At 74.7% G+C, this 6,359-nt stretch carries 5 protein-coding genes and 1 riboswitch; all 5 genes read right to left on the bottom strand.

Features of this window, described 5'->3' with window-relative positions:
* Positions 1-39: 39 nt before the first annotated feature.
* A complete protein-coding gene (locus L3K22_RS12250) occupies positions 40-2,097 on the bottom strand; it encodes an ATP-binding cassette domain-containing protein (RefSeq protein WP_263311617.1) in 2,058 nt (685 codons plus the stop codon).
* A 26-nt stretch (positions 2,098-2,123) separates the two neighbouring features.
* Positions 2,124-2,705: an ECF transporter S component gene (locus L3K22_RS12245; RefSeq protein WP_263311616.1), complete on the bottom strand. Its 582-nt coding sequence runs from the start codon at positions 2,703-2,705 to the stop codon at positions 2,124-2,126.
* Positions 2,706-2,752: 47 nt separating this feature from the next.
* A riboswitch (TPP riboswitch) is annotated at positions 2,753-2,858 on the bottom strand.
* A gap of 31 nt (positions 2,859-2,889) precedes the next feature.
* Entirely contained in the window at positions 2,890-3,456 is a 567-nt protein-coding gene (locus tag L3K22_RS12240; protein WP_263311615.1) for a hypothetical protein, read from the bottom strand.
* Positions 3,453-5,477, bottom strand: a complete 2,025-nt coding sequence (locus tag L3K22_RS12235) for a M13 family metallopeptidase (protein WP_308445934.1) — start codon at positions 5,475-5,477, stop codon at positions 3,453-3,455. Before L3K22_RS12235 ends, L3K22_RS12240 begins: the two co-directional genes overlap by 4 nt.
* A gap of 31 nt (positions 5,478-5,508) precedes the next feature.
* The gene (locus L3K22_RS12230) at positions 5,509-6,312 is read right to left on the bottom strand and encodes a hypothetical protein (protein ID WP_070500822.1); all 804 of its coding nucleotides are present in this window, start codon (positions 6,310-6,312) and stop codon (positions 5,509-5,511) included.
* Positions 6,313-6,359 lie beyond the last annotated feature (47 nt).

The following is a 6,359-nucleotide window of genomic DNA, read 5'->3' as shown; positions in this document are numbered from 1 at the left end:
CTCGGGATCCAGGGAGTCGTCGGTCATCGCCCCAGCGTATTACGCAGCACCGACGAGCAGCTCTGCCAGCAGCGGCCACACCAGCAGCCCCGCCGCGATCACGACCCCCAGCAGGTCCGCGGGGCCGACGGGGCTCGGCGCCGCCCAGGTGCGGTGCGTCGCGGTCGCGAAGCCGCGGGAGTCCATCGCCAGGGCCTGCTGCTCGGCGCCGCGCAGCGTGTCCACGAGCAGGGCGAGGGTGGCGCCCGCGAGCACCCGGGGGGAGCGGGGACCGCCGAGGCCGCGGCGGGTGCGGGCCTCGAGGATCGCAGCCCACTGCCGGCCCAGATGCCCCACCCGCACCAGCGCGATCACGGAGGCGGTGACAGGCCGTCCGGGCAGGTGCAGGCGCTGGCCGAGCGCGTCCCCGAGCGGGGTGGGGCGCACGGAGGCGAGAGCCAGCACCCCGGGGGCGACGAAGGCGGTGATCCGCGCGGCCTCCTTCAGGCCGATGAGCCATGCCTCCCCGGACAGCGCCGGCGCCTCGCCCAGCAGCGCCGTGGTCCAGGCGAGCCCCGCCGCGGAGAGCAGGATCGGGAGCAGGCGCAGGGCCGCGCCGCGCAGGCTCCGCACCGCCAGCGGGGCGAGCAGCACGGTCGGGGCGAGGGCGAGCAGCCCGCCCTGCCAGCTCTGCACGGCGAAGGAGCCGATCGCGGCGAGGATCCCGATCAGGCTCAGCGTCAGCGGGTTCAGCGCGTCGGCCGGGACCCGGCGGGGCGAGGGCGTGGGGACCGCGCCCGGCGCCGGGGCGGGCAGGTCGTGGTGCGCGTCGGCCGCGGCGACGAGGAGCTCGTCGTGGCTCGCGGCGAGCACCGCCGTGCCGCGGGCCCTCGCCTCGAGCAGCAGCTCCAGCACCTCGCGGCGCCGCCGGGCGTCCAGGCCCACGGTCGGCTCGTCGAGCACGAGCAGGTCGGGGCGCTGGGCGAGGGCCGCGACGATCGCGAGACGGCGCTGTTCGCCGCCGGAGAGGCGGTGGGGGTGGGCGCCGGCGAGCGGGGCGAGGCCCGCCCGCTGAAGGAACTCGTCCGCGAGGTCCTCGTCCGTGGCCCAGGGAGAGGCGAGGACCTCCTCCCGCACGGTCGTCGCGACGAAGGAGTGCTCGGGGTCCTGGGGGACGAGGGCGATCCGGGAGGGCTCGGGGCGGGACACGGCGCCCGCGCCCGGCTCCGTCGCGCCGACGAGGACGCGCAGGAGGGAGGTCTTGCCCGCACCGGACGGGCCGGTCAGCGCGGTCAGCCGCCCAGCGCGCAGCTCGAGCTCCTGCGGCACGGTGAGCCCCCGGGCGGGCACGGTGACGCCGCGCAGCGCGGCGACGGCCTCGCCGGGTTCGGCCGGGCCCGGTGCCTCCTCGGCGGCGGCCTCGTCCTCGAGCACTCCCGCCTCGATCAGCACCTCGCGACGGTGGGAGAGGAGCTGGTCCGGATGCCCGTCGGCGAGCACCCGGGCGCGAGGGCCGAGCACGATCAGCCGGTCCACGTGCGGCAGCCAGGGCCCGATCCGGTGCTCGGCGACGACGAGGGTGCGGCGGCCCGTGACCGCGAGGATCGCCCGGCGCACCTCCTCGGCTGTCGGGGCATCGAGCATGGAGGTCGGCTCGTCCAGGAGCAGCAGGTCGGGGCGCAGGGCCAGTGCGCCGGCCAGCGCGATCCGCTGCTGCTGGCCGCCCGAGGCGTCCAGCGGCGCCCGTTCGGGGTCGAGGTCGACTCGCGCTGCCTCGAGCGCCCGGGTCGCGCGCTCGGTGAGCTCCGGCCGGGGCAGGCCCGCGTTCTCCGGTCCGAAGGCGGCGTCGCGGGCGACGGTCGCGCCGACGAGGGCGTGCACCGGGTTCTGCAGCAGCAGGCCCCGCTCCCCGGGCCGGCTGGGCGCGGGGACGAGCCCCTCGCCGTCCCCGTCCTCGGGGTCCAGCAGCCCGGCCAGCGCCCGCAGCACGGTCGACTTCCCGCTGCCGCTCGCCCCGGCCAGCAGCACTCGCTGCCCGGGCGGGATCGCGAGGTCGAGCCCCTCGATGGTCGGCTCGCGCCGGCTGAGCGGCCGCCAGCGCAGCCCGTCGACGTGCACGGACGCGGCCGGGACGGTCCCGGTGCTCAGGCCTCCACCGCGCGGGCCGCCTCCCGGCCCGAGGCCAGGGAGTCCACTGCGCCGGTCGCGACCAGCGCCCGGCTCGCCGCCCAGCCGAGACCGCCGGCCAGCACCGCGCCGGAGAGCAGGAAGAAGGCGAGCATCGTGCCGGAGAACAGCCAGCTCATCTCCTGGTAGTAGACGATCTTCTCCCAGCCCCATTCGAGCAGCCCGGCGAGCACTCCGCCGAGCACGGCGAGGGGCAGCGTGAAGCGGCGGTAGCGGGTGAGCAGGAAGGCGAGCTCGACCCCGCCGCCCTGCATGAGGCCAGAGACCGCAGTGCTCCAGCCCCACGGGCTGCCCAGCAGCATCGACATGACGGCCGCGAGCAGTCCGGCCAGCAGCGCCGCCCCGGGCCGGCGCACGAGCAGGATGGCGAGCACGGCGGGCAGGAACCAGATCCCCGCCAGCAGCCCCTCGGCAGGCTTGAACGCCGCGGTCAGCGGGCCGATCAGGGTGTAGAGCTGGCCGTAGCCGAGGAAGGCGACCCCGAAGGCCGCCCCGATCAGCACGGTCACCAGCAGATCGACGGTGCGATAACGAGTCATCACGTCTCCTCCCAGGTCCTGGAAGGGGCGCGGAGCACCGGCGGTGCTCCACGGAAATCCCGACTCCCTACGCCGGTGCGAGCCGGATCAGGTTCGAGGGTCTGCGCCGTCGGCGCACTCTCAGCACCGGACGGTGCTCCCCTGTCAGTGGATGACGAGCAGACAGTCTAGCCCAGGACCACGCTCAGCGGCGGGCACGGATGGCCTGGTCGATCGCATCGGCGGCCGCCTGGGGGTCGACGGGGGAGAGGATGTAGCAGGTGTCCTTCGTCCCGATGATCTCCACGCTCGTCCCCGGCCGGGTGACCAGCATCCGGTAGGGCCGCTGCTGCTCGGCGAGGGTGAAGATCTTCCGCCGGCCGACGGGGGTGAGCTCCTCGGGCTTCGGGGTCATCGCCCTCCCGCGCCGCCAGCCGTAGCCGCCGAGGGCGACGCCCACGGTGCCGGTGGGGATCTCGCGCAGCTGCACGGTGCGGAAGTCCTCGATCGGCCAGACCCGGCGGGGCAGGAAGCCGCCGAGGCTGACGGTGACCCCGTTCCCGTCGACCACGAAGCGGGTGGCCTGGCCCATCCACGTCCACAGCGCCAGCAGCGCGAAGGCGGCGAGCACCGCGATCGCGCCCGGCGCCGAGCCGCGCTGCAGCAGCAGGCCCGACACGATCAGGCCCGCCACCACGGTGACGACGACGCGGGTCCAGCCCACGGAGGAGGGCACCGTCCGCCCGACGTGGAAGGGCGGATCGGGCCTCACCAGATGCTCACCCGCTCCTCGGGGGCGCGGTACATGCCGTCGCCCTCGCGCACGTCGAAGGCCTCGTGGAACTCGTCGAGGTGCCCGGCGACCGTGTTGCAGCGGAACTCCATCGGCGCATGCGGGTCCACGGCCAGGCGGCGGATCGCCTCCTGCGGCCGGTTCCGGCCCCGCCACACGGTCGCCCAGGACCAGAACACGCGCTGCAGGCCGGTGAGCCCGTCGAGCTCGGCCGCGGCCTCCTCCTCGGAGCGGCTGGCGAGATAGGCCTTGACCGCGATGGAGAGCCCGCCGAGGTCGCCGATGTTCTCGCCGATGGTGAGGGCGCCGTTGACGCGGTGGGAGTCGTCGAGCTCGCGCGGGGAGAGCTCCGAGTACTGCGCGATGAGACGGGCGGCGCGGGCGTCGAAGGCCTCGCGGTCCTCCGCCGTCCACCAGGAGACGAGGTTGCCGTCCCCGTCGTACTTCGAGCCCTGGTCGTCGAAGCCGTGGCCGACCTCGTGGCCGATCACCGCGCCGATCCCGCCGAAGTTCACGGCGTCGTCGGCCTCCGCGTCGAAGAACGGGGGCTCGAGGATCGCGGCGGGGAAGACGATCTCGTTCCGGCCGGGGTTGTAGTAGGCGTTGACCGTCTGCGGGGTCATGTGCCACTCGGTCTCGTCCATCGGCCCGCCGACCTTCGAGAACTCGAAGTCCGCCTCGAAGCGGCGGGAGGCGCGGACGGACGCGACGAGGTCGCCGGGGACGAGCTCGAGGCCGTCGTAGTCGCGCCACTTCTCCGGGTACCCGATCTTCGGGGTGAACCTCTCGAGCTTCGCGAGCGCCTTCTCGCGGGTGGCCGGGGTCATCCAGTCCAACGAGCTGATCGAGTCGCGGTAGGCGTCCATCAGGGCGTCGACCAGCGCGGTCATCCGCTCCTTGTGGGCGACGGGGAAGTGCCGGGCGACGTACTCGCGGCCGACGGCGAAGCCGACCGCGCCCTCGACCAGGGCCACGCCCCGCTTCCACCGCTCCTTCAGCTCCTCCGCACCGGAGAGGACGCGACCGGAGAAGTCGAAGTCCTCCTCGACCAGCGCGGCGGGGAGATAGGGGGCGTAGGAGGAGACGGTGTGCAGGGCGAGCCAGGTGCGGAGCACGGCGAGGTCCTCCCCGGCCAGCAGCTCCGCGGCGGCGGAGACGAACTCGGGCTGGCCGACGGAGACCACGTCGAAGGCCGCGGCCGGCGCGCCGGTGCCCTCGATGTACGCGTCCCAGGGGAAGGCGGGGGCGAGCTCGCGGCGCTGCGCGGCGTCCATGGGGTTGTCGGACTTCTCCCGGTCGCGCAGGCGGACCACGTCGACGTGGCAGGCGGCGAGGCGGGTCTCGAAGTCGAGCACGGCGCGGGCGAGCTCCTCGGGGCCGCCGGCGGCGAGCCCGGCACGGCCGGGCAGCTCGGCGAGGCGGGCGAGGTTCGCCAGGTGCGCGGCATAGGCCTCGCGGGTCTCGGCGTGGTGCTCCTCGCGGTAGTAGGACTCGTCGGGCAGGCCGAGGCCCCCCTGATGGATCTTGACCTGGTACTGGGAGGAGTCGTGGTCGTCGGTCCACACGTAGGCGAGCACCGCCGAGGCCCCCGAGTCGGGCGCCGCCATCCGGCGCACGAGGCCCTCGAGGTCCCCGGTCGCCCCGATCTCGTCGAGCAGGTCGGCGAGGCCGGACAGGCCCGCGGCCTCGATCGCCTCGGTGTCCATGAACATGCGGTACAGCGTGCCGATCCGGGCATGGTCGGTGGTCGGGACCGGCAGGCTCCCCGTCTCGTCCGCGCTGCGCGCGACGTCGTCGGCCGCCTCCTCGACGATCTCCCGCACCCGCTCCTCGGACAGGTCGCGCAGCGCGTGGAAGGCGCCGTCGCTGGACCGGTCGGCGGGCATCACGTGCTCGGCGAGCCAGCGGCCGTTGACGTGGCCGAAGAGGTCGTCCTGGGGGCGGGCGGCGGCGTCGACCTGCTCGAGGTCGAGTCCGGAGGGGAGGGCTGCGGTCATCATCGGCTCCTGCAGGGGTGGTGGGGTCGGTCGGTCAGAGGCTCAGCAGTCCGAGCACGGCCAGGGCGAGGGTCAGCGCACCGAGGGCGACGGGCATGTACGCCCAGGGGGTGCGGGAGCGCTCCGCCGGAGGCCTGCGCTGGAGGACGAGGGTCGACAACCCGGTGCCGATCGAGAGCACGGCGGTGCCGACGGCGAGCACGGGCGAGAGGATCACGAGCACGGTCGCGCCGAGCTGGAACATCACGGTGCCGAGCACGTCCAGCAGGCGCATCACGACGGTCTCGCGGGCGCCGACGCGCTGGGAGAGCAGGGTCGAGATCGCCTCCTCGGACCAGTCGCCGGGCGTGGCGATGCGGCGCCGGGTCGCGACGGTCTGCGCGGTCGCCAGCACGATCCACACGAGCGCGCAGCCGGCGCCCACCCACACCCCGAGCTCGGAGCGGATGTCGGCCGGCCACAGCACGAGAGCGAGCAGCACCGCGGCGATGCGCAGCACCTCCTCGAGCACGCTGCGCACCGCGACCAGCCCCGGGTTCACGGCGAGCTGGCGGCGGGTGCGGGCGACGAAGAGGCTCGTCGCGACGAGGGAGACGAGCTGCAGGGCGCCCAGCCCGATGCCCAGCAGCAGCGGCACAGGCGTGGTGGGGGCGAAGGGCAGGATCGCCACCAGCATCACGATCGCGAGGGCGGGGATCAGCAGGGCCTGGATCGACAGGCCCTTGACGAGGTCCCGGACGAGATCCGCCCCGGTGGGGGGATGGTCATGACCGGTGTGGTCATGGGGATCGTGGGGGTCGTCGCAGTGCGGGCGGGGCTCCGCGGGGGTGTCGGTCATGGGGCTCCTTCTCGGTCCCCACCAGGGTAACGGGGCTCGGCCCGGGC

The organism is Brachybacterium atlanticum (assembly GCF_025669985.1).
GTDB classification, from domain to species: Bacteria; Actinomycetota; Actinomycetes; order Actinomycetales; family Dermabacteraceae; genus Brachybacterium; species Brachybacterium conglomeratum.
Note: the sequence above shows the minus strand (reverse complement) of the source record. Positions and strands in the feature narration are given on the sequence as shown.